The sequence below is a fragment of the Onishia taeanensis genome (assembly GCF_900100755.1).
Lineage (GTDB): Bacteria > Pseudomonadota > Gammaproteobacteria > Pseudomonadales > Halomonadaceae > Onishia > Onishia taeanensis.
The window spans coordinates 73,068-99,823 of the sequence record NZ_FNCI01000006.1; the positions used below are offsets into that span (position 1 = coordinate 73,068).

26 protein-coding genes are annotated in these 26,756 nt (G+C 58.3%); 15 read left to right on the forward strand and 11 right to left on the reverse strand.

The genetic code is table 11. The features are described 5' to 3' along the window. The first annotated feature begins 31 nt into the window (after positions 1–31). Positions 32–1,000 (forward strand): magnesium transporter CorA family protein, encoded by a 969-nt coding sequence (locus tag BLR71_RS09785; protein WP_092525564.1) that lies wholly within the window; start codon positions 32–34, stop codon positions 998–1,000. 216 nt (positions 1,001–1,216) lie between these two features. Here the strand turns inward: BLR71_RS09785 and BLR71_RS09790 are convergent, their stop codons facing one another. After that, complete coding sequence (locus tag BLR71_RS09790) at positions 1,217–2,116, reverse strand: hypothetical protein (protein WP_092525566.1); 900 nt, start codon at positions 2,114–2,116, stop codon at positions 1,217–1,219. Between the two features lie 348 nt (positions 2,117–2,464). Between BLR71_RS09790 and BLR71_RS09795 the strand changes: the two genes are divergently transcribed. Then, positions 2,465–2,929 (forward strand): hypothetical protein, encoded by a 465-nt coding sequence (locus BLR71_RS09795; RefSeq protein WP_245696407.1) that lies wholly within the window; start codon positions 2,465–2,467, stop codon positions 2,927–2,929. Between the two features lie 75 nt (positions 2,930–3,004). On the opposite strand, the gene BLR71_RS09800 is transcribed toward BLR71_RS09795, so the two are convergent. Next, the gene (locus BLR71_RS09800; protein ID WP_092525567.1) at positions 3,005–3,712 is read right to left on the reverse strand and encodes a response regulator transcription factor; all 708 of its coding nucleotides are present in this window, start codon (positions 3,710–3,712) and stop codon (positions 3,005–3,007) included. A gap of 139 nt (positions 3,713–3,851) precedes the next feature. Here BLR71_RS09800 and BLR71_RS09805 point away from each other — a divergent pair, with 139 nt between their 5' ends. Beyond that, entirely contained in the window at positions 3,852–4,361 is a 510-nt protein-coding gene (locus BLR71_RS09805; RefSeq protein ID WP_092525771.1) for a putative pterin-binding protein, read from the forward strand. Positions 4,362–4,377: 16 nt separating this feature from the next. Beyond that, a complete protein-coding gene (locus BLR71_RS09810) occupies positions 4,378–6,588 on the forward strand; it encodes an ATP-binding protein (RefSeq protein WP_175491648.1) in 2,211 nt (736 codons plus the stop codon). Between the two features lie 6 nt (positions 6,589–6,594). Here the strand turns inward: BLR71_RS09810 and BLR71_RS09815 are convergent, their stop codons facing one another. From BLR71_RS09815 to BLR71_RS09825, 3 genes are all read right to left on the reverse strand, one after another. After that, a complete protein-coding gene (locus tag BLR71_RS09815) occupies positions 6,595–7,800 on the reverse strand; it encodes an EAL domain-containing response regulator (RefSeq protein ID WP_092525571.1) in 1,206 nt (401 codons plus the stop codon). A 149-nt stretch (positions 7,801–7,949) separates the two neighbouring features. After that, on the reverse strand, positions 7,950–9,635 hold the full coding sequence (locus tag BLR71_RS09820) for a methyl-accepting chemotaxis protein (RefSeq protein WP_092525573.1): 1,686 nt from the start codon (positions 9,633–9,635) through the stop codon (positions 7,950–7,952). A gap of 279 nt (positions 9,636–9,914) precedes the next feature. Next, positions 9,915–10,130: a DUF3820 family protein gene (locus tag BLR71_RS09825; protein WP_092525575.1), complete on the reverse strand. Its 216-nt coding sequence runs from the start codon at positions 10,128–10,130 to the stop codon at positions 9,915–9,917. 262 nt (positions 10,131–10,392) lie between these two features. Here BLR71_RS09825 and BLR71_RS09830 point away from each other — a divergent pair, with 262 nt between their 5' ends. Both BLR71_RS09830 and nfsA read left to right on the forward strand, forming a co-directional pair. Beyond that, complete coding sequence (locus BLR71_RS09830) at positions 10,393–11,025, forward strand: SDR family oxidoreductase (protein WP_092525577.1); 633 nt, start codon at positions 10,393–10,395, stop codon at positions 11,023–11,025. A gap of 166 nt (positions 11,026–11,191) precedes the next feature. After that, on the forward strand, positions 11,192–11,923 hold the full coding sequence (nfsA, locus tag BLR71_RS09835) for an oxygen-insensitive NADPH nitroreductase (RefSeq protein ID WP_092525579.1): 732 nt from the start codon (positions 11,192–11,194) through the stop codon (positions 11,921–11,923). Between the two features lie 94 nt (positions 11,924–12,017). Here the strand turns inward: nfsA and BLR71_RS09840 are convergent, their stop codons facing one another. Beyond that, positions 12,018–12,545, reverse strand: coding sequence for a YgjV family protein (locus BLR71_RS09840; protein ID WP_092525581.1), 528 nt, complete (start codon positions 12,543–12,545; stop codon positions 12,018–12,020). A 360-nt stretch (positions 12,546–12,905) separates the two neighbouring features. Here BLR71_RS09840 and BLR71_RS09845 point away from each other — a divergent pair, with 360 nt between their 5' ends. Continuing rightward, positions 12,906–14,387 carry an MFS transporter gene (locus BLR71_RS09845; protein WP_092525583.1) on the forward strand — a complete coding sequence of 494 codons (1,482 nt, stop codon included), beginning with the start codon at positions 12,906–12,908 and terminating at the stop codon, positions 14,385–14,387. Between the two features lie 142 nt (positions 14,388–14,529). Here the strand turns inward: BLR71_RS09845 and BLR71_RS09850 are convergent, their stop codons facing one another. Together BLR71_RS09850 and BLR71_RS09855 are read right to left on the reverse strand one after the other, a co-directional pair. Beyond that, the gene (locus BLR71_RS09850) at positions 14,530–14,817 is read right to left on the reverse strand and encodes a sll1863 family stress response protein (RefSeq protein ID WP_092525584.1); all 288 of its coding nucleotides are present in this window, start codon (positions 14,815–14,817) and stop codon (positions 14,530–14,532) included. Between the two features lie 185 nt (positions 14,818–15,002). Next, on the reverse strand, positions 15,003–15,773 hold the full coding sequence (locus tag BLR71_RS09855; RefSeq protein ID WP_092525586.1) for a DUF1499 domain-containing protein: 771 nt from the start codon (positions 15,771–15,773) through the stop codon (positions 15,003–15,005). Positions 15,774–16,032: 259 nt separating this feature from the next. Here BLR71_RS09855 and BLR71_RS09860 point away from each other — a divergent pair, with 259 nt between their 5' ends. The 4 genes from BLR71_RS09860 to BLR71_RS09875 all read left to right on the forward strand — a co-directional run bounded on the left by BLR71_RS09860 (position 16,033) and on the right by BLR71_RS09875 (position 19,910). Beyond that, entirely contained in the window at positions 16,033–16,722 is a 690-nt protein-coding gene (locus tag BLR71_RS09860) for a nucleotidyltransferase family protein (RefSeq protein WP_092525587.1), read from the forward strand. Between the two features lie 131 nt (positions 16,723–16,853). Beyond that, positions 16,854–17,198 carry a DUF427 domain-containing protein gene (locus BLR71_RS09865; RefSeq protein ID WP_092525589.1) on the forward strand — a complete coding sequence of 115 codons (345 nt, stop codon included), beginning with the start codon at positions 16,854–16,856 and terminating at the stop codon, positions 17,196–17,198. Positions 17,199–17,329: 131 nt separating this feature from the next. Then, the gene (locus tag BLR71_RS09870) at positions 17,330–19,135 is read left to right on the forward strand and encodes a sensor domain-containing diguanylate cyclase (RefSeq protein WP_139172588.1); all 1,806 of its coding nucleotides are present in this window, start codon (positions 17,330–17,332) and stop codon (positions 19,133–19,135) included. 139 nt (positions 19,136–19,274) lie between these two features. Next, the gene (locus tag BLR71_RS09875) at positions 19,275–19,910 is read left to right on the forward strand and encodes a LysE family translocator (RefSeq protein ID WP_092525593.1); all 636 of its coding nucleotides are present in this window, start codon (positions 19,275–19,277) and stop codon (positions 19,908–19,910) included. 188 nt (positions 19,911–20,098) lie between these two features. Here the strand turns inward: BLR71_RS09875 and BLR71_RS09880 are convergent, their stop codons facing one another. Further along, a complete protein-coding gene (locus BLR71_RS09880; RefSeq protein WP_092525595.1) occupies positions 20,099–21,115 on the reverse strand; it encodes a TauD/TfdA dioxygenase family protein in 1,017 nt (338 codons plus the stop codon). 280 nt (positions 21,116–21,395) lie between these two features. On the opposite strand from BLR71_RS09880, the gene BLR71_RS09885 reads away from it, so the two are divergent. Continuing rightward, entirely contained in the window at positions 21,396–22,433 is a 1,038-nt protein-coding gene (locus tag BLR71_RS09885; protein WP_092525773.1) for a DUF2235 domain-containing protein, read from the forward strand. Positions 22,434–22,490: 57 nt separating this feature from the next. On the opposite strand, the gene BLR71_RS09890 is transcribed toward BLR71_RS09885, so the two are convergent. Next, on the reverse strand, positions 22,491–23,486 hold the full coding sequence (locus tag BLR71_RS09890) for an ion transporter (RefSeq protein ID WP_092525597.1): 996 nt from the start codon (positions 23,484–23,486) through the stop codon (positions 22,491–22,493). A gap of 129 nt (positions 23,487–23,615) precedes the next feature. Further along, entirely contained in the window at positions 23,616–24,680 is a 1,065-nt protein-coding gene (locus tag BLR71_RS09895; protein WP_092525599.1) for an NAD(P)H-dependent flavin oxidoreductase, read from the reverse strand. 93 nt (positions 24,681–24,773) lie between these two features. Here BLR71_RS09895 and BLR71_RS09900 point away from each other — a divergent pair, with 93 nt between their 5' ends. The 3 genes from BLR71_RS09900 to BLR71_RS17430 all read left to right on the forward strand — a co-directional run bounded on the left by BLR71_RS09900 (position 24,774) and on the right by BLR71_RS17430 (position 26,735). Then, positions 24,774–25,655: a LysR family transcriptional regulator gene (locus tag BLR71_RS09900; RefSeq protein ID WP_092525601.1), complete on the forward strand. Its 882-nt coding sequence runs from the start codon at positions 24,774–24,776 to the stop codon at positions 25,653–25,655. 106 nt (positions 25,656–25,761) lie between these two features. After that, on the forward strand, positions 25,762–26,205 hold the full coding sequence (locus BLR71_RS09905; protein WP_092525603.1) for a GNAT family N-acetyltransferase: 444 nt from the start codon (positions 25,762–25,764) through the stop codon (positions 26,203–26,205). A 251-nt stretch (positions 26,206–26,456) separates the two neighbouring features. Then, positions 26,457–26,735 (forward strand): hypothetical protein, encoded by a 279-nt coding sequence (locus tag BLR71_RS17430; RefSeq protein ID WP_139172590.1) that lies wholly within the window; start codon positions 26,457–26,459, stop codon positions 26,733–26,735. The last annotated feature ends 21 nt before the right edge of the window (positions 26,736–26,756 follow it).

The window sequence follows — 26,756 nt, forward strand, 5'->3', positions numbered from 1 at the left end:
CCTTTCCATTCTCCAGGAAGGATCGTGTCTCATGATTCGCACGCTACTGCTCGACACCGACGGTCATTCACGCACGGGAGGAGAGGAGTTAATCGCCGATTGGCGAGAGCAACCGAACAGTCGCATCTGGGTTGATCTACAGGGTGTGTCACCTGAGGAGCAGCGAGTCCTGCTCGAGGATTTTGACTGCCATCCGCTGGCGATCATCGATGCCCAGCGGGAGCGTCATCCTCCCAAGGTCGAGGAATTCGAGACGCATACCCTGATCATTTATCGGGGCATATCGTCTTTTGACGCCGAGCTTAACTATGCGCCTCAGCAGGTCTCCTTCTTTATCGGTGATCGCTCCCTGATCAGCCTGCACCCAAGCCTTGCCATGAGCATTGACCGCATGTGGGGGCAGGACGGCAGTAAGCTGCTGGGGCAATCACCCGGGCAACTGGCGTTGAAGATCATGCACCTTTCGGCGGGGTTCTATCTCGAGAGCCTGCTCGAGTTCGAAACCCAGCTCAGCGATCTCGAGGATGACCTGATCGAAGCGGGCAACGATACCCTGATGAAGCGGATCATCAGCTACAAGTCGCGGCTGTTGAAGATGCGGCGAATCTTCAACTATCACCAGGCGATCACCCAGGAGGTGATGGCCTATGATTACGATCATCTGCCTCGGGAAGATGCCGACACCCTTCACGCCGTCAACGATGTTCATGAGCGTTTCGAGCGCCTATATAGCCTGACGCAGATGTATTACGACATTTGCGGCGACCTGATAGACGGCTATATTTCCATCTCGTCACACCAGCTCAACATCACCATGCGCGTACTCACCGTTATCACGGCGATATTTGTTCCACTGGGCTTCCTGGCGGGGCTTTATGGGATGAATTTCTCCTATATCCCCGAGCTTGGTTATCGCTATGGCTATTTCGCTCTCCTTGGCGTGATGGCCGTGATTGCGACCAGTCTGGTGTGGCTGTTCCGCCGCAAGGGCTGGATGTAGTTCTTTTGGGTTCTGGAAGCAGAAGCAGAATCCTGAAAAAGTCGTGAAGAGAGTCGTGGGAAAGTTCTGGAATAAGTTCTGGAAATAGTTTTGAAAAAAAGCTCTGACAGTAGATGGATCTGGCTGCAATAACCGGCGTAAAAGCAAAGCGCCAGGTCCGGGGACCTGGCGCGGGTAGCATCAAGGCACGGCCGCTTTACATGGCCGGTGCTTATGTTATTTCAAGTAGATCTGGCCCTGGCCATAGAGGCTCTGGCAGTCGGCGGCGTCGTGATAGCGATCTTCGGCGAGGTTGTTAGAATTCACACCGGGGCCGGCGAAGCGCGGGTCGTCGCATTCACCGTCGTTGGACCATTGGCTGGTGTTGTCACCCCATTGGATGTCGCTTGAGCTGTTGACCGTATCGCCGCTCGACGCGAGCGTAATACGTCCCTGTTCATAGAGGCTCTGGCAATCGACGGCATCGTGATAGCGATCCTCGTCGACGTTGAGTGAATGAGCGCCTTCGCCTACGAAGCGTGGATCATCACATTCGCCATCATTCGCCCACCGGCTGGTATTGTCGCCCCATTCGATGTCGCCGCTATTGTTGACCTGCGCAGTGCTCGAAGCAGAACCGCCTGACATGTCCGTCCATTCCGGGTCCCGCTCGGAGATCTTGACGACCGCCTCGGGCATTTCGCCGGGGTTAAAGGTGCCAACCCAGACGTTATAGTTGCCGGACGGCGCTGAATTCCACTGCAGCGCCGGATTATTGCCGCTGGCAGTCGAGTAGTCGTCGTTGCAGTGCCAGTTGCCGTTGGCGTCATAGACTACCAGCGTCGTGTCCGATGCGGACTCGACATAGATGGTGAGTGGGTACTCGCCAGCTTCGAAATTGATGTCCAAATCCGGTGTTTCGCCGTTCACGAAGCCGCTGCAGTTGGGGCCGGCTTCGGAGGCGTCGGTGTCGCCGCCCGCACTGATACTGACCTGGTGAGGATCAGGCTGGAAACCTGATTTCAACTCGATGGTTTCGTAGAGCGGCGCTGCCTGCCAGTTCAGGGCCTGGGCGGAGCTGGCCAGGCACAGGAGCGGGACGGCGGCGAAGACGGCACAACGTGAAGCGGACATCATGAATGCATTTCCTTGCAATGAGAGAGTGATGACGAGGCACACCGGGGGATAATATGGTCAGAAATGCTGAGAATGTCACGCTTTGCAAGGCTTTTCGTGATGGATTGTTCCCAATCAATGACCTGAATCCCTAGCCTTAACGATTACCCGAAGTTGGGCTTTCTAAGCCATTGAAGGGTGGCGCACCACTGGTCCACTTGTGGCCTCCATCATTTTACTCATCTTGCATCTCTCGCCCTGTACCTGCGGACAGTTATGGACCGGCAAGAGGCCGGGTAAGCCACTATGCTGTGGACAGGCCCGTTCGGGCCTCTTCCTCATGTCCTCATGCTTCGGGAGATTTGCATCATGGATAGGAATTATCTCACGCTGGGCTCAGCCGCTTCATTGCTGATCGCCGCGATAGTCATGGCCACTGCCTCGTTCGCCACGTCAGCGCTGGCCGCCGATGGTCAAAGTCTCACCTTCCAGGGAGATGCCAGCTTCAACGGACCACACGGCGGCCAGGCGATCAAGGCTGCCCTCGTCGATACCGTGTCGGGCGAGGTGCTTGCCGTGCAGTCCGGCACCGTTTCCGCCGACGGCGATCCGGCCTTCTCGTTTACCTACCCCGATGCGCTGCAGGCTGGCGATAGCTATGCAGTCGACTACTGGATTGACTCGAACTTTGGTGGCGGCACCGTCGGCACCTGCGACGGCATGCAGCATGATCATCAGTGGCATATCCCCATCGAGGTGGGTGATGGGTCAACGACACATGTCGAAAGCCATAATCCCTCTGCCATGTCCCCGGTTTGCGCAAGCTTCGAATAACCGCTGTATTCTCTTTGCCGTCCCGGGTACCGGCCCGGGTCGGCCGACCTCGTATGTGGAGATTGGGAGGCTTATCTAGGCAGGATTGCCCACCGATGACACAGACACCGACTCCATTCGATAGCCGCACTGATAAATGCTCCGGAGTCGGAAACCGTGGCTACCGTCCAGGCTGAGCTTGCGGCGGAGTCGGCTGATGTGCGTGTCGATGGTGCGGGTCGAAATATCGCCTTGCATACCCCAGACGACTTCGAGCAGATGTGCACGTGAGAGCAACTCGTTGGCATGTGTGAACAGCAGCGTTGCCAAACGGTATTCCTTATCGGTCAGAGTAACGGCGTGCTCTTCAAAGCGTATGCAGCGCTGCTGGTGGTCCAAGTGATAGCTCCCGACCTTAGCGGCAGTATCTTCCGCTATTATTCCCGCGCGCCTGCCTAGGGCATTGATGCGGGCACTTAACTCTCTTGGCCGCAGTGGCTTGGCAATGAAGTCGTCTGCGCCATGCTCCAGGGCCATTACGACGTCTTCTTCATTCTGACTGGCCGTGATGAACAGGATGAGGCCGCGCCAACCATCATGCTGGCGGAGGTTCTTGGTCACATCCATACCGCAGGCATCAGGTAGCCGCCAGTCGATGATCAGGAGGTCGAAGGACTGGTGTTGCAAGGCGCGCCGCAGCTCGCTGGCACGCTGGAAAAGCGATATCTCGTGCCCATCCTTGGCCAAACACAGTTCTATGAAGGATTGCTGGATGTCGTCATCTTCTAGAACGCCAATGCGCATCGGTCACTTCCTATGACATAGCTTTGATAGAGCATTCTAGTGTAAGGAGCGCTGGTTGATACGTTGGCAGGTCGCTTTAAAGTTTTTCATCTTAGTGCCGATATTGAAAATATCTTTCCTAGGGAAAAGACATAAATCAATGAAAATCCTAACAAAATTCTTTTTTTCTGCTGCGCTAAGCGCTTCCGTTATCTTTGCCGAAGACGTCCAGGCCCTTGAGGCGCCCACTGGCCCTGTCATTCTCGTCGTCAGTGGCAAACTCGGCAATACCAATGTGGGGGATGAGGCTCACTTCGACCGTGAGATGCTCAAGGCGCTGCCACAGCATGAAACCGTGACGCACACGCCTTGGCATGACGGGGAAGTAAGCTTTGTGGGTCCACTTGGGCGTGATCTTCTCGAGGCCGTGGGCGCCGAGGCAACTAACATGCACATTACGGCGCTGAACGACTATGCAGTCGACGTCCCAGTAGACGATTTCATGACGTATGATGTTTTGTTGGCCATGTCAGCCAATGGCCGTGCATTGAGAGTACGCGATCAGGGGCCGATCTTTATTATTTATCCATTCGATGAGAGACCTGAACTACGCAACGATATTACGGTACATCGTTCAGTTTGGCAGGTTAAGCGCATTGACCTCAAATGATCTAGTGCCGCCCAAAATGGCCATCACCATGCAGTCGCTTTTTTCCAGGCGATACAGGGTGGCCACCGTGGCGGCAGTTATTTTCTTTTTCCTGCTGTTGTTTGCGGGTGGTGTTATATTCCAGCGTCATCAAACACTGCAGAATAGATTGGACGAAAACCTTACCTGGGCGTCCTACCAGTTTGATAGAGAAGTGCGAGAGTTTCGGCTGTCTATAGGCGGCGTGGGTGCATTCGACCTAGATGATGTAATGCTCCGGTTCGACATACTTTTTAGTCGTGTCAGACTGTTTAAGTACGGCGAGATTGGCAAGGAAATAAGGGCCATGGACGGCTTGCCTGAGTTGGTGAGTAAGGCCTACTCACTGATTGAGTCCATGGATGATCGGCTTGCCTCGCTTCCAGATAGTGCCACCTCACTTTCCGAAGATTTGCTCTATCATCTGCGGCAAGAAAGCGTGTCGCTTCAGGATATTTCCTCCCGTATTCTTCTTGATGTCAGCGACGAGGTGGTGGCGACGCGTGCGCATCAACAAAGGGGACTGCTACGGCTCTATGCGCTGGTGATAGCGCTGGCTCTGTTGTTGCTCGTCTCGGGTGGTGTTCTCGTCCATGCTCTAATACGCGAAGGCCGGGCACGTGGTGAGAAGGCTTGGCTGTTGCAGCGACAGACTCACGAATTGAATGAAGTCGCCATGCTGGCCCAAGAGGCGAGCCGTGCCAAGTCGGAGTTCATGGCGATAATGAGCCATGAGGTTCGCACGCCACTTAACGGCGTGATCGGCATGGCCGACCTGCTCTCTGACGAGCCTATGTCTGCTCGGGGCTGCAACTATCTAATGGCACTAAAGCAAAGTGCCGATGGGCTGCAGGCGGTTATCAACGATGTCCTCGATTACACCAAGATGGAATCGGGGCCACTCGAGCTTGACCAGCAACCCTTTGATCTAAAGAATTTCTTGGCACAACTCTGTGCTGGTTATCAGCTACGCTGTAATTGCCCATCGTTGACCTTCAACTATCATATCGATGATAGCGTTCCGCAATATGTTAGCGGCGACGTCAATCGCCTTCGCCAGGTTTTGATGAATTTATGCAATAACGCCATGAAGTTCACCCAGGAGGGGGCGATCACACTTTCGGTCATGGCTGGCGCCGGTTCCTCGATTCGTTTTGAAGTAAGAGATACGGGATGCGGCATTGCGCCGGAGGATCAGGCGCGGTTGTTTACACCTTTTACGCAGGTAGATGCATCGATTAGTCGTCGTCATGAAGGCACAGGGCTGGGGCTCGCAATTTGCCAGCGGCTTGTCACTGCCATGGGCGGAACCATACATGTCGAGAGTCAGCTCGATATAGGCAGCAAGTTTTGGTTCGACGTTGTCTTACCTGAAGTGCCGCGCAGCGATACGGAGAAACGTAGCGATTTAAACGAGCTCAGCCTGCTTCGGCATAAGATCTTGGTCGTTGAAGATAACCCCATCAACCAGACGCTGGTTGAGGCCATGCTTGAGCAAATGGGGCAGGACGTAGTGGTGGTGGATAATGGCGCTGCAGCGCTAATGAGGATGGAAGAAGAGGCTTTTGATCTCGTCCTGATGGACATGCAAATGCCGGTTCTCGATGGCCTGGAAACAACGCGCCGTTGGCGGTCACGAGAGAACGGAAAACACTTACCTATTATCGCCATGACGGCAAATGTAATGCCTGCCGCTTTGGAAAGCTGTTTTCGTAGCGGGATGGATAACGTACTCAGTAAGCCCTTTACTCGTGAAGCCATGTTGACGATGTTGAGCAAGTATCTTGAGCGGGCATCAACGATGCCTGCGGCCGAAGCGGCCAGCGAGGCGCGCGACGTGGATAAAGAGGCACCATTAAACGGCGACCTGCTGGATGCGTCGATTTGTGAGGAACTGCGTTACACCTTGGATCCCGTTGCTCTCGAGGGCTTGATGCGAACCTATTTGATGAGACTCGAAGCGCGCCTCGAGGACCTGCAAGATTACCTCGATGCCGGTAATCGGCAGGCGTTGGAGCGTGAGGCGCACTCGTTAAGAGGCGCCTCCGCGGCCTTGGGGTTCGTGGCTATCGCTAAGGTGGCAGGGGGGCTGGAAGAGGCCCCGCCTGACACCTCGCGCGAAGAGCTGCAGTGTCAACTCGATGCGCTGCGTAGTCTAAAAGACGGGGCTTATGAAGCGCTGATGGAAGCCAACTTGCTATCTGCTTAAGAGGATTCATCGCTGCCCGCCAAGGGCTGTGGTGACGGCGTTGGCCTTGACTGCCAGCGGGCGTTGTTCAATAGACTGGTTGCTCAGCCAAGCGTTGAATTCTGCCTCTGGCATTGCTGGCGCCCATAAATAACCTTGTCCTTCGTCACAGCCCGCCAGCCGCAGGCGCTCTAATTGACCAGGTGTCTCTATGCCCTCTGCCACCACCTTCAGACCCAAGCGCTTAGCCAGCTCTATCGCGGATAGGGTGATAGCGGTAGCGTCGTGCTCTTCATCACAATGTGACACGTAGCTACGGTCCAACTTCAGTTCATCGAATGGAAGCTGGTGAAGCTGGGTCAGTGATGAATGGCCGGTACCAAAGTCATCCAGCGACAAACGGCACCCCCGCTCCCGTAAGGCTTGCAAAATGTGGCGAGCATATCGGTAACACTCGATGCCGGTGTTTTCTGTCAATTCCAGCGTTACACCCTCTAGGCCTTTGGCCCGCGATGCCACCATACGATCGAAGGTATCAAGTAGATTGGGCACCTTGAGTAGCTGTGCAGGAATATTGATGGCGATATTCAACTCCGAGCCATTCCTACGCCAGCGCTCCTGCTGCGCGAAGGCCCGCTTGATCACGTACCAGGTGAGGTCGACGATCTGACCGCTCTGTTCGGCCAGGGGGATGAAGCAGTCGGGGGGAATGATGCCAAGAACTGGGTCTTTCCATCTTGCCAGCACTTCCACTCCCGTTATTTTCCGCGATGCCAGGTCGTACTTTGGTTGGTAAGCTGTGAATAGGTGACCACTCTGCATCGCTAGTGCGAGGTCGCTGGCGGTGACTTGTCGCGCCATGTTGTGTGGGAGGCCAATAAAGTGATCCAGTTCGGTCAGCAATTTTGACTTGGGTAAGAAACCGAGGATATTGAGCCGTTTCCTCGCACCTTCTTTCAAGATGTGGCTAGCCATCTCAGGATCACAGCTGCTAATTAATATGATGGCCATGTCTAACCTAAGGTTGCTTAGATAATCAATGACATCCAATCCATTGAAATCACCTAAGTCGTAATCCAGCAACATCAAGTCAGCCTCCAGAAGCTCGGGGTGGCAGACGAGATCGCCCAGACCGCTGGCAGTTGCCACCTCGTACTCTCTCTTTTTTAGCAAGTGACTGCTGACCATCTGTATTTCGATATCGTCATCGACGATTACGGCACGCTTGATCACTAGATAGATCCTTTCTTTATGCTGCCTCTGGAAGAGAGAGCCATTACTGCGCGGGCTATATGGGCGATACTAATATTTATGTTCCACTGTAGTGACATGTTGACGCCAACCCACTTCGAGGTTGGCGACAACATGATATCTGTTATCGATTAGAATGCCTCCCACTCTAGCTCGGATGTTCTTGCCTGAGGCAGGGTGGGCCGGCGCACAGTTTGCGGTGCACTGTGACGCTGTGACACCGTTGGGACCGACGGTACTGGCAGGGTGTCGACTTGATCATTGCTCAGCTTGAAGGAGGCAATCAAACTATTGAGTCGCTCGGCTTGCTCTCGCATTTCGCCCGCCGCGGCGCTGGACTCTTCAACCAGCGATGCATTCTGTTGTGTCATGTTATCGAGCTGGTTGATTGCAGTATTGATCTGCATGATACCCAAGCTTTGCTCTTTCGCGCCGGCCGTAATATCACCGATCACGTGAGTCACGCGCTCGATGCTGTCAACGATCTCATTCATTGTTTTGCCGGTACTTTGGACTAGGTCGACCCCTGTTTGAGTACGAGTGACCGAGGTGTCGATTAATTCACGAATGTCTCGGGAGGCGTCACTGGAGCGACTGGCCAGCGTACGTACTTCCTGAGCAACAACCGCAAATCCTCGGCCATGCTCCCCGGCGCGTGCCGCCTCGACCGAAGCGTTGAGTGCCAAAATGTTCGTTTGGAAGGCAATCCCGTCGATCAGCGTGATGATTTCGCTGATCTGAGAGGCCGACGTCCTGATTTCCTCCATGGTTTTCTTAACCTGGTCCATGGCTTCCTGACCCCGGCGAGTGACATCTACGGTTGAAAGGACCAGCTGATTCGCCTCTGTCGCAGCATCTGAGGTGACAGCAACGGTTGCGGTGATTTCTTCCATAGAAGCCGATGTTTCCTGCAGGCTTGAAGCCGCTTGTTCGGTGCGTGATGCAAGATCCTGACTGCCCTTGGCAATTTCATCCGATGCAAAATGTACGCTCTTGGTACTGGTGCTCACGGCCTGAAGAGTCTTATCGATGCGACTGACGAAGGCATTGAACTGTAGTGCTAGATCGCCGATTTCATCGCTGCGTTTGGTGTTGATTCGGGCAGTCAGGTCCCCATCGCCCTCAGCAATCTCTTTGATACGCCCGGTAATTTGGCGAATCGCTTTCGACATCATCTGCGGCCCAATGAGCGCTAGTGAAACGGCACCGATGAAGACCAGCAGGACGAACGTGAATGTGGAAGTCTGATGAGTATTTATCTTACTGATGGCGCTTTTTTCCATTTCCAGGATCTGCGGCATGATGGATTCGCCAGCAGAATTCAAGAAACCTCTGAAATCCGCAAAGGAGGCAGCGGCCTGTCCATCCAGAAGGCTATCGGCGGCCCTATCATTACCTTGTGCATGAAGCGTGATGACATTCTTGGCTTGCGCCAACCATTGCGTGAACTTCTCTTCGCTACCGTTCAATAATTGGGTGATCTCAGGATGGTTCACCATGACGCTTGAGAACTCATTGAGGCGGTCCTGAACCTGTTGCGTGTTTTCTTGGAAGTCGCTGATGGATTTTTCAGCATTTTCAGTACCCGGCTCTTCTCGCATGTACTCCAGTACACTCATCTGGGCCTGATACAGGTCGCGATCCGCATTGGTGATGAGGAAAATGGCGCGAGTAAAGTCGTTACCGATTTCTACCATATGCTTCTTCATCGAGCTTACGAGGAAGAAGTTAAGGGCGAAAACGATTAGCAGGGATATTGCTACCGCAGTAAAGGCAACGGAGTATTTGACGCTAATACGGTTTAAGGCTTTTTTCATTTTATGTATCTCGAGAAGTCTGGCTTTTAAGTAAGCCTTTTGGGTGCGACTACCCGGTGAAAAGTACTGCGGCCTTTGCAACCCGTCTACATACTGACCTTATCTTTGACGCTTGTTTACATTTGGGGGGTATTGCCACTCCTGGGCCTCGGCCGGCAACTGGTGTGGGCATTAGTCTGACGTGATGAAAAACCTGAGGCAGGTGAGTGCTAGGCTGCGTTTTCGACGCCACCTTGGCCGTCACTATTACGTATCGGTATGAGTGCTACAGCTGCTGGATCAGCCTTGGCGACGCAGCGGATCGAGTAGCCCGCTGAGCCCGTTGTGGTCAATCTCCTGCATCAGTTGAAGTAGGCGACCGATCTCGCCATTAGGGAAACCCTCCCGGGCAAACCAGTTGAGGTAGCCGCCGGGTAGGTCCGCGATCAGGGTGCCCTGGTGCTTGCCAAAGGGCATTTTCAGTGTCACCAAGCGTTCCAGATCTTCGGGGTTCACGGCATTTTCCTCGAAAGGCCAGCGATGGGGTGCGGTGCCCATGAAGGCGTGGCAGGGGCGGGAACAGGCTTAGCTGGGATAAGGCCTTGGCTCACCTAAGCGAGCGGCGAGCTTACGTCAGCGAGCCTTCTTTCTCCAGCTTCGTCGTGTCTTGCCGACCTGTTGCCAGCAGGCACCCGCATGTTGAGAATGCTGATAATAGCGACGATTAGGAACCTAATAGTCGCTACCTAGCGAGCACAAGAACCGATAGGAGATTAGCATGACCACCTTAGTGATCGGTGCCAACGGCCAGATCGGCCACCAGTTCTGCGCGATTGCCGCCAAGGCCGGCCTGCCCATCAAGGCCATGATCCGCCATGAAGACCAGCGTGCCTGGTTTACCGAACAGGGCATCGACACCGTGATCGCCGATCTAGAAGGTGACTTTCGCCATGCCTTCGAAGGCTGCGATCAGGTGCTGTTCACGGCCGGCTCCGGCCCCCATACGGGGCCCGACAAAACCCTGCTGATCGATTTGTACGCGGCCACTCGCGCCGTTGACGCCAGTCGTGAGTTCGGCATCCAGCGCTTTCTAATGGTCAGCGCCCTGCGTGCCGAAAACCCGCAGGAAGCCCCGGAGAAGCTGCGCCCCTACATGGCCGCCAAGTTCGCCGCCGATGCCTACTTGAGAAGTGCCGGCGTGCCCTACCTGATTCTCAAACCCGGGCGGTTGACTGATGAAGCCGCCAGCGAGCGAGTGGCTACCTCGCTCGAGGAAACCGGCGGTGAGAACACTGTCTCGCGGGCCAATGTCGCCCATGCGCTGGTGCACCTGGTCAAGGCAAGCGACCTTATCGATCGCGAGTTCTATCTGCTCGACGGCGAGCGCGAGATCGGCGCCGCACTCCGCTAGTCGCGAGTTACGTCATCTGCTTGCCTGGTCGGAGGAGGCTTGTCGCCAAGTAAGCGCTGGATTACTGAGATTGGTGTCAGAATATAATAAGCATGCTATTTATTTTCACATGCGTTTGCTGCCACTATGGGTCTACCCAATCCCTGATCGCCTATCACGAGGTCCCATGAACGCTACCATCGAGCTGCTGAAATCCCACCGTTCGATCCGCAAGTTCACCGAGCAGAAGATCCCCCACGAGCTGCTGTTGGAGCTTGTCCGTGCTGGCCAGAGTGCCGCCACCTCCAGCCATGTTCAGGCGTACAGCGTTATCCATGTGAAGAACCCTACCAACCGCCAAAAAATTGCCGAACTGGCCGGCGGACAGGCCTATGTCGCCGACGCCTCTGACTTCCTGGTGTTCTGCGCCGATATGAAACGACCCACTGAAGCCTCTGAGCGCACCGGTGCCAATGTCGTGCGCGGCATGACCGAGCAACTGCTGGTGGCCAGCGTCGATACTGCCCTGATGGCTCAGAACGTAGCGGTCGCCGCCGAATCCGAAGGGCTGGGCATTTGCTATATCGGCGGTATCCGTAACAATCCCCAGGCCGTTAGCGATCTGCTGCACCTGCCCGAGCACGTCTATCCGGTATTTGGCATGTGCATTGGCTATCCGGCCCAGACCCCGGATATCAAGCCGCGGCTGCCGGTCGAGGCGATTCTCAAGGAAGATGTTTACGACGATGATCAGCAGCAAGTCGCGGCCTTCGACGACACCATGCATCGCTACTACCGCGAGCGCAGCGGCGGTAACAAGGATGCCGACTGGTCCCACAACCTTACGCCGCTCTTCGATACCAAGCTGCGCCCCCACATGCGCGACTTCCTGATCGAACGCGGCTTCGAGATGAAGTGAGGCTTGCTAAGCGACGGTTCTATAACAGCCTTAGTGACTGTTTTAGCGATTGTATCCACGACTGGATGAGACAGGGTCTTGAAGGGCCTCAGCGTCAGCCGTGGATATAGCGCAGATGGGCATCTCGCCGCAGGCGGATAATGGTGACCACGTTGGTCACGAAGATCAGGCTTTCGGCGATGGTGCCGCCAATCGAGCCCGCCAGCAGGTTGCTGGCGACCCAGCATAATGCGGCCGCCGCCAGGGCGGCGCGCATGGCGATGCCGCTTAGCATGAACATTCCCCAGGTACCCAGCAGTCCCGCCATCAGAGCGGGGATGTCGCGCGGGCCGCTCCAGGTCAGCAGAGCCACCGCCGAGGTGGCCGCTAGCATCCCGAGCATCAGCCTGACGTTGCGTGGAAAACGGCGCACCAGTGCGATGCGCAGCACGATCAGCGCCGAAATGCCTGCCGCTACCCAACTTCCGAACAGCGCGAACTGGGCGGCGAAGGCGACGTTGGCGAACAGCAGCAACACGAACAGTTTGTCATCGCGTTTGCTGGCAAAAGCGACGAGACAGAGGGCCAAGGCCACCAGGCTGACGCCTTGACCCAATAGCCATGTTGAGCTGATCTCTTCCATGCAACCTTCCAAGCAACCCCCGCTTCCGAAGCGGGGAGTGTTCTGGGTAATAAAAGCGAGGCCATGCTATCACGCTGATGGCGAGATGGTGTGGGCCTTGGCGGTCACTAGACGAAGAGATGATGGGGCCTGCTGGGTCTGAGAGAGCACGCTTGGCATCGATGCATGGGCTAACGCCAGGGGCAATAGCCCAATCGTTGGTTTAGCCTCGGGCCAAGGCGGAAGTAAGTCTGTTACCGTCGGGCCTGCGATAGTCGGTCGCTGCGTATGCTGCTTGACTAGAGCGGGTGATCAGCGCTGCAGTCGCGGACGCTGAAGCCAGAGAGCCGCCACTGTTGATGCTTGCCAAAAGGAGTCCGAATGAAGCCGCTTTCTAGTACAGGATTTGCGCTCTTTGGTGCAGCGCTGATCGCGATCAGCTTCGGGCTTGCGCGTTTTGCCTTTGGTCTGTTCGTGCCGCCCATTCGCGATGAGCTGGAACTCTCGGCGTCCGTGATCGGTATCATCGGCTCGCTGCCCCTCATCAGCTTTCTGCTGGCCACGCTGGTTGCCCCGTTCGCGGCCGACCACCTCGGTGCCCGCAACGCGGCGGTGCTGTCCGGGACCTTTGGCGTCGCCGGGCTGGCGTTGATCAGTCAGTCGAATAGTGCGCTGATGCTGGGAGCAGGGGTGTTTGCGTGCGGTATTTGTACCGGCTTGATGATGCCGGCGCTCACGGCGGCCATGCAGGCGCTGGTCAGGCGTTCGCTGCACGGGCGTGTCAGTTCTGTCATGAATGCGGGCACCAGCATCGGTGTGGTCGTTGCCGTACCCACGGTGCTGTTTCTGACCGGCGCTTGGCGCCTCGCCTATATCTCCTTCGCGGTGTTGGCAGCCATCGGCGTAATCGCCGCATGGTTTCTGCTGCCCTCGGTATCACGGATCATGCCGGCGAATGCCGCACCGCCCCCGCCGGTCAACGAATTACCCTGGTCGCGGCTGATAAGGCTCTCGCTGTTCGCTTTCCTTATGGGCTTCGTCTCAGCGGCCTACTGGATCTTCGCGCCCGATCTGGTGGTCACCCTGGGTGGCCTGTCGTCAGGCGTCACCGGGTGGCTGTGGTTCGCGGTGGGTGTTGCTGGCTTGGGCGGAGCCGTGGTGGCCGACTTGGCCGACCGTAACAATCCTCCCATCACCCATGCGCTAATGTTGATGATGCTGGCGGCCAGCCTCGCTTTGCTCGCAGCAAGTCCAGGTCAGCCATTGCTGGCGGCCTTTTCTGCACTGGTCTTCGGCCTGGCCTATATGAGTTTGACGGGCCTCTACTTGATGACCGGCATTCGCCTGTTGCCTGGCCGACTGTCGGTGGGGCCGGTATTGCCGTTCATGGCCGTTTCTGTGGGGCAGGCCACCGGCTCGCCCGTTGTCGGTATGTTGGTGCATGCATTTGACTACGCCAATGCATTCGCCATGCTCGCTGCGCTCGGCATTCTGGTCGCCATTCTTTCCCCCTTCTACCCGGGCTACATTGCCCAGGCAGAAGAGGAGGAAGGCGATGAAGACACCGGCCTCCAGGCCGCCTACGACTACCAGCTGCAAGACGAAGAGGGCGAGCCGCTGCATCCCGAGGCGGATATTGTCGAGGAAGCCGAAGAGGCTGAAGCCGAAGCTGCCGCTGAGGAAGCTGCCGCTGCGGAAGCCGAGGAAGAAGCCAGCGCTACTAGCGGTGATGCTGACTCTGCTCAACCAGAGGCAAGTACCGATGAGGCCGACGCCAAGAAAGCACCATCCGCCTCGGCCCAGCCCTCTTCAGACGAAGAAGCCGGTGGTTCGCAGAGGACCACCGACAAAGGCAGCTCCTAGCGGTTTTAGGCACTGGTGGAAGCGGCCAGCAGCATGCTCGTGCTGCTTACATTCGCATCACGATGTGGCCTTGGCTGTCGTGGCGGAAGCGCCTGGAGGGGCGGTAGCGCCACACGGGGCGCTACCGCAAGTAGGGTGCGGATTACTTGAAGCGTGAGCGCGCCTTCTCCAGGGAATCGCTAAGAGAGTCCCAAGCGCGTTCCGCACCGGCTTTGACGTCGTCCCAGGCATCGTCGCTCGAGTTGCGAAGCTCATCCAGCTTCTCGCGCATTTCTTCGCGCTTTGCCTCTAGCCGGTCGACCTCCTTTTCTTGATCGATGCGTGCGTCGGCCTCGGCGCCGCGGGCTTTTGCCCTCATCTTGTCCAGCTCGGCCTGAAGCTCATCCAGCTTGGCACGCAGCTTCTGCTCGTAGGCATTTTTCTCGCTCATGGGAAACTCCTTTCCTTTTGCCGGTATAGAGAACCTTGAAGATAGCGCGTTCAGGCGACAAGGCGGTGACCATTTACAGTGACATACCTAGCCCGGGTGATGGCAAGGCCAACGATGTGTCCCACGGCCAGCTACCCATGTCGTGCCGGTTGCCTGGACTGCTCTACGACGTGGCACCGCTGGGGCTAGTTCGCCGCTACTCGCGCTGCCAGGTCGTGTAGGAAGTCTTGGATGCGCGCGGCATTGGTACCCAGGTCACTCTGGCCGACCCGTGAGGCCGAGCGCATGTCGACCCGTATCCCGTTGGCTTCCTGTGTCAGGCGGATCACCACGTCGTCTTTGAAGCCAAACCAGCGCGTAGTGGCGGTGGCCTCTAGCCTCGAGTCGCTTGCAGCCGCGACCTTCCAGCCTTTGGCCGCCACCGTGGCCTCGACCGCCACCATGGCATCCGACATCGGTACGGGAAGGATAATGGCGTGCAGCCTGCCATAGGCGGCGCGCTGTTGGTCGGCAAAGCGTTGCGGATAGGCCACTCCATTGGGAGCGGCTTCCCGCGCTGCGGCCAGTGCCTCGAAGGCGGGCGGGTGCTCGAGATCGGTGGTGATGTCATGGATCGGCGGCACCGATTGTGCCTGCTGCATCATCTGGGCGGGTAGGGCGATCATCGCCACCACCGCTGTGCTGGTCAGTAGCCCCACCAGTGCCGGCCGCCAGCGTCGACAGAAGGCCGCAACCAGCGCTGTGACCAGCCCCAACGCGCCTGCGCCTATCGCCAGGTGTGCGCCCTGTCGCAGCATCGAGAACGAACTGCCAAGCGACACCCAGTCCCAGCGGTAAGCGCTGCCTGAGCCCGCCATCAGCGCCGCCGCGGCCACCAATAGCACCACCCCCAGCCAGGCGATCCTTACCGGCCAAGCTCCGCCGCGCGGTCGCGACTTGAATGTCGAGGATGCCATAATGACTCCTTGTCGGTTTGTCACCCGCAACGCATTGATGATGCTTTAGCTATGCGCTGTGGGCGATGTCATGGTGTTCGTGTAATTGCTGATGTATCAACGGCTTCAGCATACGTGCAGGAATGCTCCTACGCCTATTCACCTGCCGGTGACGGTTTGCTTGGCGCTAGTCAGCGGTTCGGCCAGTATAAACTCCAGCGCGCTAGTCTAGCTGCTAGCCCCTGCCATTCCTGACTGATGGAGACACCCCCAAGCTGCCATGAATGCCACGCCAGACTCGCATCCGCGCAACGATCCGGGCACCCAGCGCACCGACCAGAGCGGAAGGCAGAGGGAAAAGCAAAACGCCAGGAAGAGCGTTGCCGTGATCATGGCCGCCGGCACCTCAAGCCGTTTCGGCACCGCCGACAAGCGCTTGGCCAGCCTGCCGAATGGCCAAGGTCTGCTCGCCGCTACCCTGGCCTCTACTGCGGCCGTTTTCCCGGACATTAGAGTGGTGCTGCGTGAAGACGATGACCCTGGAGCTCTCGGGCTTGCGGCCACAACTTCCATTTTACGCGCGCCTCATGCCAGCAAAGGGTTGGGCGCGAGCATTGGTGACGCCTTCGCAGCGCTAGAGCAAGATGCTGAACTGGCTGACGTTCAGGCTGCCGCCATCCTACTTGGCGACATGCCGGCCCTGCGTTTCGCCACACTGAAGGCCTTGCAGCGTGAAGCCGGGCGCGAGCTTATCCTGCGTCCGGTTCATGCTGGCAGGCCCGGTCATCCGGTGCTGTTCGGCCGCGCTTTCTGGCCTGAGCTTGCCAACCTCATGGCAGGCAAGAACCGTCACGAGGGCGCGAAAGATGTGATCCGCGCACATCGTGAGCACTACGTTGCGCTTGAAGTCGACGATCCCGGCATACATCTGGATATCGACCAGGTAGTCGACTTGGCCCTCTTTTCCTGAATCAGCCTGGCATGAACTAGAGAGTTGGTAACGACTAGAGAGTTGATAACGCCATGCTAAGGCACGGGGTGACAGAGGCAGACATCCTGATAGCCTAGAGGCTTACCGAAATCTCACAGAGGGCCTGCGTAGTGCTGGATACCGCAAACACTGCCCGCATCACCCTGCACCCCCACACTCGCCGGGTACGCATCTATTCAGACGACACCCTGATCGCTGACACGAAAGATGCCATCGAACTGCGTGAGCGTGGCTATCCAAACCGCCACTACATCCCGGAAGAGGATGTGGACATGTCGCAGCTGTCGACGTCCTCCACCGTGACCCATTGCCCCTTCAAGGGGGATTCCACCTATTATTCGCTTTCGAGCATTACCGACGTTGCCTGGAGCTATGACCAGCCGGTTGAGCAAATGCAGGCAATTGCCGGGCGCTTGGCGTTTGATACTAAGAAAGTGACGCAGCAGACTGAGTGATGGCTGCTTGGCCGCAATTTCTAAGCGCAACTTCCGATAAATACGCCGCAATCGGTCGTTTGTTAGCCGATATCGAGCGCCAAACGCGCAACAGCATCGAATCGCTATAGGAAACTGCTTCCTGGAAGCCCTTGTCGAACAAGTACTCAATGGGCGGTGCTACCATCCAAAATCCGGTCCAGACAGGCTATAGGCAGGCAATGAATTTCGTTATAAACGACCAGGAGCTGTTGAAAACCACCGTCGAAACCGTTCGTGAAGCGGTTCTGATTACTGATAGTCGACAGGCACATCCTGGCCCGGCCATCCTTTACGCTAACCACGCCTTTCTTGATCTAACCGGCTATACCGCTGAGGAGCTATTGGGGCAAACGCCAGCGCTGCTTGAGGGCGAGGAAGCCGACGGCGGCGTGATGCAAACCCTGCGACAGCGGCTGTCGGCGGGTTCGGTGGGTGAAGTGCTTGAAGGCGAGGCCGTGAACTACCGCAAGGACGGCCGTCCGTTTCGTATGGAATGGACTATTCGCCCTTTTCCCGCTGAGGGCGAGCCGCGCTATTTCATTGCCTCTCTGCGCGATGTGTCGGCAATCCGCAACCTCGAGCAGCAACGCCAGCAACTGCAGACCCTGGCCGAGATCCAGACCCGCGTGAGCACCGCCGGTTTGGATTTACAGGCGCTGCGCGATCGGGTGGCCGATATAGCGCGAGCGGTGACAGGCGCAGATGGCGCCGCGATTGAGGAACCCGAAGATAGCGAGATGGTGTATACCGCCACCAGCGGTAGGGTCGCCGGCTCACCGGGGATACGTTTGCCGATTTCGGGCAGCCTATCCGGCCTCTGCTATCGCCAGGGCGAATCGATTTACTGTCGCGATACCCATGAGGATACTCGCGTGGCAAGGGACGCCGCCGACCAAGTCGGCTTCCGTTCAGGCTTTCTGGTACCACTTGTCCATCAGGAGCACTGCTTCGGTGTGCTCAAGGTCTATTCAGGTCGTCCACACGCCTTTAACGAGGGCGACCTGCAACTGCTCAATATGGCAAGCCACGTGCTTGCTTCTTCGCTTTCCGATGCCCGCCTCTTCAAGGGTGAGCGCGACCGGCGCAGCCTGCTGGTGGATTCGCTGCCCATTATGATTTCGTACGTCGATAATCAATTGCGCTATGTCGAGATCAACGTCGCCTACAACCGCTGGTATAACCTCCCGACCGAGCAGTTGGTCGGTAGGCGAGTGGCTGAGGTCATGGGCCAAGAGGCATTCGAATCAAACCGTCCTTACATGCTGTCGGCACTGGCAGGCGAGCGAGTCACATTTGAGAATCGCTATACGCATCCGGATGGCACCGTTACGCCGGTAGAGGTGGACTATACGCCGGTGCGCAACGCCCAAGGCGATGTTCAGGGCTTTTTCTCAATGGTTCGTGATATCAGCGACCTCAAGCGCGCCGAGCAGGACTACTTGACGGGGGCATTCAATCGCCAGGGGTTTGATGATCGGCTTGCTATCTCCTGTGCGACGGCTCGACGCTACAGCCGCCCGTTATCACTAATCTTCTTGGACCTGGACCACTTCAAGTCCATTAACGACAACCACGGACATGCCGTGGGCGATGACGTCCTCCGCGGTGTGGCAAAGACCTTGCAAAACGAGGTTCGCGACAGTGACATCGTCAGTCGCTGGGGAGGGGAAGAGTTCGCCATCCTGACGCCGGAAACCTCATTGCAGGATGCCTTGGCTCTCGCAGAGCGGCTGCGCCAGGCGTTGTATGAACACCCCTACGCGGCCGTGGGGCGAATCAGTGCAAGTTTTGGGGTGGCAGCGTTCGATCCAGAAGAAGCCGAGCGGGACTTCGTACGACGCGTTGACGAGGCGCTATACAAAGCCAAGGTGGGCGGTCGTCACCAAGTCCAGCAGGCCGGCCCGTTGTCGCACTAATCTCATTAGGCCCGCCCACGGTTTGTGCACTCTATATCGTGCCGCTTTAAGCCGGCTGCTGGAACGACGTCCTGCAGAGCCTGTAGCACTGGTGTTACTGTTGCTGACATAAGCACAGAAATAGCCAGGGGAGGGCGGGATGTTTGACTACACGGTTGTTCACTGGATGGCCTTCTTATCAACGGCGGTATTGCTCAATTTATCGCCAGGGCCGGATATCGCCTTCATTCTGGGCCAGACCCTGCGCCATGGGCGCCAGAAGGGGCTTGTGGCGATGCTGGGCAGTTGGACAGGCGCGTCGTTGCATGTGGTGATGGCCGCTGCCGGGCTTTCGGCGATCCTTGCAACATCCGCGTTGGCGTTTTCCATCGTGAAATGGGTGGGTGCGGTTTATTTGATATGGCTTGGCATCAGAATGCTGCTGTCGCGCGGTGATGCCTTCATCTCAAAAGAAGGCGCTGGTGACGTAAGCAAGCACTCGATCTATTGGCAAGGCGTGCTGGTGTCCGCCCTGAATCCCAAGGTGGCGATTTTCTTCCTCGCCCTGTTGCCCCAGTTCGTCGTTGAAGGGGCCGGACCCGTTGGCGCCCAGCTATTCCTGCATGGCAGCCTGATCATCTTTGTGGCCGCCTTTATAGAACCGCCGCTGATTATGATGGGGGCACGGTTAGGCGACTTCTTGAAACGCAACCGCCAGGTCGGTTTGTGGATGGACCGAGGCCTCGGCGCTGTATTTATCTCTCTGGGGATGCGCCTCGCCGCGAGTAAGCAGTGATACCAAGGACAGGTGATCGCTCTTTCGCATGACCAGTGCACTGGTCTCCTGCCCGCCATTGGGCAGCCTTGAGTCAGCGTTACCTGCTCAAGGCTGCCCAGAAGAGCGATAAGCGCTACGTCAAAGAGCTCACCTTCACATCCGAGACACCGACTAGCCCGCCCTGCGTTGAACGCCGCAAGGGTGGGCTAGTTTTGCATGGGAATACCATCTTCCCAGCGAAAGCCGATGCCGCCGCCTTGCCAAACGCCGTCATCCAGCGGGCTGGGGCCATGGATGTCGACATGCTGCGGCAAGCCGAAGCCGGGGGCGAGGTCCTGGGTGCCGCGAACGGTGCTGCGGTGCATGATGCGCAGGCCCTGCTCTTCGGCGGGTAGGTGGGCGCCGGGAGCCGCCCGATGCGCGACGGCCAGGTTGTCGATAAACACGCAGTCGTTTTCCTGATACTCGAATTCGGCGGCGTAGCCGTTCTCAAGCCCCGCATTCAGGATGTCGTTGTATTCATGGCACAGCTGCGTCAGTTCATCGGCGGTCAGCAGACGAAAGGCCTCCTCGTCGGGGAGCTTTTCGATCACCGCTCCCGTCATGCCCAGGTGCAGCCAGATGCACTTGCGCTTGGAGATGGGGTGCTCGTGTACCACGGGGTGCACCACGCCAGAAGAAGAGTTCACTGAGGCGAGGCGGCTCCAGTAGGCCTGCCGATCCTTCGGAAGGGCGTCATAGGCGGCACCCTGATGGGCGAAGTAGGTGCCGCCGCCTTTCTCGGCCGGCCGGATGATGTGGTAGCCCGAATGCGAGAAGGTATCCGGGTTGAAGCTGCCGTCGTTGTGCCATTGTGGCCCCACGCCAGGAATGCCATGACGCTCATCGTTCGACAGGCGGAAGATATGCCGATTGCCCTTGGGGGTGGCCGGGTGCACGCCATGGGTGCTGTGCAGCTCCTTACCACCCCACCAGCAGCTGGCGCGCAGGAAGTCATCGGGCTCAAGCGGCGTGTCGTTCTTGAACACCAGAAAACCGCGGTTGGCCATTTCCTGCTCGAGCGCCTCGATCACCTCTTGCGGCGGCGCGTCCTGGGCCGATAAGTCGATGCCGCGCACCTCGGCGCCTAGCGGGTCGAGTGGTGTGATGGAGCCACCGAATTGCTCGATGATGGCGATGCGGGTGGGATCGAGGGGCGCAATGGTCGATGGGTTAGTCGTCATGGCTAACCTCCTATCACTGTTCCCGCGCGGCGGTCGCTGGGTCACGAAAGCGACCTGGCGCGATGAGCCCATTCGCTAGGGCAGGGCAACCATTTTAGGCCAACCATTAAAGGCCGCACGGGATGAATGTGGCCTTATTCTCTCAGAGTGCTGCAGCAGTACCAAACGACCGGCAGATAGAGAGTGAATGGCCACCGGTGACTCGCGATCCGTGACCGGCACTGGCGATTTTCATGGGCAAATTACACTGAAGGAGACAGTGGCCAGCGAGGATGGGGAGATGGCGAATATTGTGGTCTGCGCAGACGGCACCTGGAACCGCCCCGAGGATGACCTGAAACAGGACTTTCCCACCAATGTGCTGCGGCTCTCCCGAGCCATCAAGCCGGAAGGCGATGACCTGAAGCAGCATGTCTTTTACGACTGGGGGCTTGGCTCATACCACGATAGCCTGAGCGCGGGAGTGACCGGCAAGGGCATCCAGAAGAACATCATGGATGGCTATCGCTATATCCTGCATAACTACGCTCCGGGCGACCGAATCTTTCTGTTTGGCTTCAGCCGTGGTGCCTACACCGTGCGAGCCATAAGCGGGCTGATCAACAACTGCGGCATTCTCAAACGCCAGGATGCGCGCTTGGTGACAGAAGCCTGGAAGATCTACAAGAGCCCCAGCGCGAAGAACCATCCCCGCGGAGAAGCCGCCATGGCGTTTCGGGCCCGCCATAGCCATGCGTCGCGGCAGGTGCATTTCATCGGCGCCTGGGACACCGTAGGCGCGTTGGGCATTCCCCATAGCCTGATGGGGCTCTTCGAGCGGGATGACGAATTCTACGATACCAAGATCGGTGCCAACGCCTCGATAGTGCGACAGGCCCTGGCCATCGATGAGAAGCGCGAAGACTTCGAGCCCACCATCTGGCTGCCCAGAGCGGGGGTCGACATGAAGCAGGTCTGGTTTGCCGGCGTGCATACCGACGTTGGGGGCTCCTACCCGCCAGACAAGGAAACGGGCATTCGCGCCTCTGATACGCCCCTCGAGTGGATGCTAACCGAAGCCGAAGGTGCTGGCCTGATGGTGGAGCGGCATCTACGGGATAGCCTAACGCCAGGGGAGCAGGGCAAGCTCCACAAATCCCGCAAACACGTCTATCGGCTGAAGCCCCCGTTGCAGCGGGAATTGATCGTCTCAGACAAGCCCACCCTCATCCATCCCAGTGTCAGGCGCCGCTACGAAGCCGACCCCAGCTATAGGCCTCCCCAACTGAAAATACTGGTCGACCGTTACGGCTGGGATCAATTGGACGTGGGCGCCTGACCGCGGGCGTGACGATGGCACGCGGCCATGCCACGCTCGCCAGGTCAGGCCGCATCGCTATTCGTAATGCTGCTGCCAGCGCTTCACCGCGATCTGCTCCTTGAGCAGTTCCAGCATATCCACCAGCACCTGCTCGGTGATCTGTTCGGTCTTGGGATCGGTGCGCAGCCAGGCATCGAAGCCGCTCTCGGCCAGGTGCTCCACCAGCGATGAAAACTCCGCCGACTTCAGCCCCGCCAGCGCCTCGTCGATCAGGTGGCAGGCCAGATCGGAAATCGACCCTTCGAGGCCGCGCGTTAGCTGGCTGCCCAGCGGCAGCCGCGAGAGCCGCTTGAGCTCTGGGCTTTCCGCCAGGGTGCGGCTGACCAGACCGCGCACATAGCGCAGGGTGTCGTCTCGATTGTTGGTGTAGGCATCGCCCGCCATGGCCTCCAGCCGCTGGCTGACCTCGCGGATCAGCGCCTGCTTGCGGGGCTCTACCACACGCTCGACCACCGAAGATGAGAGACCATCGCCGGAACGCAGCTCTTGCTGCACGTTATCGAGCATGCGAATGGCAATACGGTCGGTCAGCTCCTCCATCAGGATATCCACGTACTTGGCGGCCACGCCGTAGAGATACCAGCGCCGCACATCGATCAGCCCCATGCGTTGCAGCCGATGCAGCAGCGAGATGACGCGCAGGATACGCAGCAACCTAAAGCCACCCAGCGGGATGCAGCCCAGCACGTCGTACCAATGTACGAAGGGATAGAAGAACCAGCGGTGGTAGTGCCGCTCGGCGATGGCCACCGCCCAGCCCAGCAATACATCGAGCAAGAAGATACTCACGAATGCCAGGTCGATGCTGAGGAAGTTGGCGTGGATGTTCTGTTCATAAGCGCCATGCAGGCCCGGTGCCACGGCCTCGAAGGCAGCATTCAGCGGCGGTAGCAGGAAGAGGCTATCGAACAGCAGCAGCGACAGGTTGACGATCACCAGCGCGATGATGAACAGATCCCACACCAGGTGGGCCCGTTCCAGGACCGGCGAGGTCGTGCGGGTGGCAGGCATGGTGCCTCCTTGAACTCGATGCCGAGGGGTTGTTGCCCATCCTATAGCCTCCGCCTGCCGTCTACACCCTAGGCGTGCTCCTCGAAGCCAACGCCGCATCGTATTCAGGCGTTCACCGTGCCCATGACGTCAGGTGCCGTTTCGCCATTCCTGAAGCAGCCGATTCACGAGCTCGCCGGCGGGGAGTTCGCGCGCCAATGGCGCGCCCTGTCCGGCCCAGTGCGCCGCGAATTCATGATGGCCGAGGCCGGCCGCCGCCGCGTTGAGCCGCTTGGCCGCGTCGTACGCCACGGGGTAAGCGGGCGGCACTACCTCGGGTGTGGCTTCGGCATGGCGAATCAGGCGGTTGAGGATGCCACGTGCCGGCCGCCCCGACAGCGCCGACGTCATGCGGGTCATTTCGGCACGTTCGCTCTTGAGGGTCGAGCGATAGCCTTCGTTGGCTGCTGATTCGGGGCACAGGATAAAAGCAGTTCCCAGTTGGGCGGCACAGGCGTCCAGCGCCAGGGCAGAGCGAATGCCCTGGCCGTCCATGATACCGCCGGCCGCGATGACCGGTAGTGTCGTCTCGCTGACCAGCCGGCGAACGAGCACAGACGTGCTTAGCCGTTCATCCTCGGCCTGCGGATCGAAGCAGCCGCGATGCCCGCCCGCCTCATAGCCCTGGGCCACGATCGCGTCGACGCCACGCGCCTGAATAGCTCTAGCCTCTTGCAGGTTGGTCGCCGTCGCCAGCGTGTAGATGCCGGCTTCGCGCAGCGCGCGTATTCGCGCCTCGGACGGCAAGCCGAAGTGAAAGCTGACCACGGCGGGCCGCGTCTCGAGCAGCATCGCGAAGGCCGCATCATCCTCCACGAAGCTGCGGTAGATCTCATCGAGCTCGGCTGGCGGCTCACCGCCACTTTCCTGAAACAGCGGCGCCAGATACGCGAGCCAGGCCGACTCCCGGGCCGCATCGCGCTGTGCGGGTGCATGACAGAAGACGTTGACGTTAAACGGGCGTGACGTCAGCGCCCGGGTCTGTTCGATCATCGTCCGGGCCTGGTCGACGCCGCTGGCGCCGATGCCCAGGGAGCCCAGGCCGCCGGCATTCGACACGGCTGCCGCCAGTTCCGGCGTGGCCACGCCGGCCATGGGCGCCTGGATGATGGGCTGGATGCCCAGCCGGTCGGTCAGGGGATTCGACGATGTCATGTGAACGGCCTCCACGAGCGCGAGAAACGATGGCTTTTATTCATTCTCATATTAAGAATAAAATAGGTTAATAGATTCCAAAAGGCGAATCATATGGACCTGGAAACCCTGAAAATATTCGAGGCCGTCGCCGGTGAGCTGAGCGTGACCCGCGCCGCCGCGCGGCTCGGGCGTGCCCCCTCCAACGTCACGACGCGCATCCAGCAATTGGAGGCGGAGCTGGACGCGGCGCTGTTCATTCGCCTCGGCAAGCGCATCACGCTTTCGACGGCGGGCCAGCGTTTCCTGACCTACGCACAGCGCCTGCTGGCGCTGGAGGACGAGGCCCGGCAGGCTGTGGGCGCCGGTAGTGGCGGCAGCCTGCGTATCGGCAGTATGGAGAGCACGGCGGCTAGCCGGCTGCCGGCGCCGCTGGCAGCTTTCAACCGCGCCCATCCGGCGACCCGGCTCGAGGTCAGCACCGGCCCCACCGGCCTGCTGGTGGAAGAGGTGCGCGACGGGCGGCTGGACTGCGCCTTCGTGGCTTTGCCCACCGAGCTCGAGAATGAGAAAGCCCTGATCGAGATGGGGCTGCAAAGCGCGCTGGTATGGGAGGAATCGCTGCTGCTGCTGTTGCCGCCCACCGATGCCGGGGCCAACTCGACGGCGGAGCTGAGCACCCGTATTCGCACCCGCACCCTGGCGGCCTTCAAGCCGGGCTGCACGTATCGGGCTATGGCGGAGCAACGGCTCGGCATCGTCGCCGGAAGCGAGTGGCGCATCCAGGAACTCGGGTCCTACCACGCGATGGTGGCGGCCGTGGCCGCGGGCGCCTGCGTCACCCTGCTGCCTCGCAGCGTGCTGGAGCTGAGCGGCGTTTCGGATGACCTGACCACGCTGGAGATGGGTACCATCACCACTCGTTTGCTGTGGCGGCGCGGCTACGAGACGCCTGCGTTCCACGCGTTCGCGGGTCAGCTCTTGGGGGACGCATGACGCGCGCGTCGGCTTGGCTGCGCTCCGCCATTATTTGACACCGGCAGGCGGCATGGCGTCTTTTATTGGCGCAGTAGCGGTAAAAGAAGCAACAAGGGAATGTTTGATGAACGTCGAGAGCGTAGGGAAAAAAGACTATCGTGAGTTGCTGGATGTCTGGGAGGCATCGGTCAGGGCAACCCATGATTTCTTGCGCGAACAGGACCTGCTGGAGCTGAAGCCGCTTATTTACGAGCAGTATTTCGGCGCGGTCGATTTAACGTGCGTCAAAGACGGGGGTGGTGAAATCCTAGGCTTCTGTGGCGTGCACGATGGCAATATCGAGATGCTGTTCATCGCACCGCAGGCCCGCGGGGAGGGCATCGGCTCTTTGCTACTGGATGACGCGGTGACAGCCCAGGGCGCCACCAAGGTAGACGTCAACGAACAGAACCCACAGGCGCTGGGCTTCTACCGGCACAAGGGGTTTTCCGTCACCGACCGCTCCCCGCTCGACGGCCTGGATAAGCCCTACCCATTGCTGCATATGGAACTCGAAAATACGCCGTGATGTGCCGCGTCAGCGGCGCCGCTGCACTGCGCCTTGCTCATCCCGATAATCTTCCACAGCCCATTATCGCCACCCTCATGATGCGCAAGTGGCGTTAGCGCAAAGCTTCCGATGCCTCGGTTGATGTTGCGCGGGCTATTCTCATGAGACTGACGTTGATCAAAAGCCTAAGTGAAATTGTCGCCAAACGGTGACATTCTGACTCCCTCGTTCTAGGCTGATGGATCAGCCGATTCGCAAGGGAACTGCCGATGGCCGATCACACCGAACCTCGCATTACCTTTCATTCGCATTTCCTGCGGGTGCGAAACCTTGCTGGCGATTCCTTGATTACTGATTCCCGCAACGCAATCGAACTGTGCGAGCGTGGTTATCCACACCGGCCTGAACTTTCAAAAAAGTTGCCGCGAGAGAATGTAGGGTTAGGTCTGCTATCGACCCAAAGCGGACATGCCGGCAAAGGCAGCAAGCGCGACTATTGGTGTTATATAGCCACGCCAACGAAAATGCACAAAAAATCAATGGGTTGATTTGGCAGCATAAGAATATTG